We start from the raw sequence: 796 nt of genomic DNA, 5'->3' as shown, positions 1-796 counted from the left end.
GTCTCGACATGGCGCTTGTGCTCGAAGGCGACCCCCTCGAACAGCGCACGCAGCAGATGGGCTCGGCTGTGCCAGCCGGCGATGCCGTAGAAGCCGGCGCGCGCATGGCCATTCTGCTGCGAGCCATAAAGGAAGGGATGATAGATCGGGATGTCGCTGTTGGGATCGACGGACGCCACCAGTTCGCTGCACAATTCGAATGGCGACTTGCCGGCTTCGCCGCCATGTTCGAGGAATTCGCGAACGATCCATTCGAGATTGGCGGCCGAGGTGGCACTGGATTCGATCGCCAGATAGCGCTGGCGATCGAAAGTCGACAGCATGAAGATCGAAGGGTCGCGGATCGGCTTGTCGGTGATGACCTGGTTGATGCTCCAGGTTCCGGCGATGACCGAGGCGGCACCGGTTCTGGTCACGCCCGAACCGACCGCGCTGGCGACGACATCGAACAGCCCGGCAACGACCGGCGTGCCGGCGCGCAGTCCCGTCAGGGCCGCCACCTCCGCGCTGACATGGCCGGCAATGTCGGCCGATTCCAGCACTGGCGGCAGTAGGTCCATGCAATCGCCGAGCCCATAGGCGGCAAGCAGGTCCGGCTCGTAGCGGCGGTCCTGCATCTGCAGCAGGCCGCAGCCCGACATATCTGAAGTATCGCTGCTGCGCGCACCTGTCAGGCGGTTGACGACGAAATCCTTGCACAAGAACACAGTTCCGATGCTGGCAAACAAAGCCGGCGAAAAGCGCTTGAGCCAGGCAAGCAGGGTCGGCGTCTGCGCCGCCCACGGCCGCTGCAGGC

General features: G+C 64.2%; 1 protein-coding gene. It reads right to left on the bottom strand.

What is annotated here, in order from left to right; all coding sequences use genetic code 11:
• Window positions 1–796 (bottom strand): FGGY family carbohydrate kinase (locus EN994_RS33685; RefSeq protein ID WP_245466175.1); only part of this gene is annotated, 796 nt, incomplete at both ends.

Origin of the sequence: Mesorhizobium sp. M7A.F.Ca.CA.002.09.1.1, from assembly GCF_003998555.1 — a bacterium.
Classification (GTDB): domain Bacteria; phylum Pseudomonadota; class Alphaproteobacteria; order Rhizobiales; family Rhizobiaceae; genus Mesorhizobium; species Mesorhizobium ciceri.
Note: the sequence above shows the minus strand (reverse complement) of the source record. Positions and strands in the feature narration are given on the sequence as shown.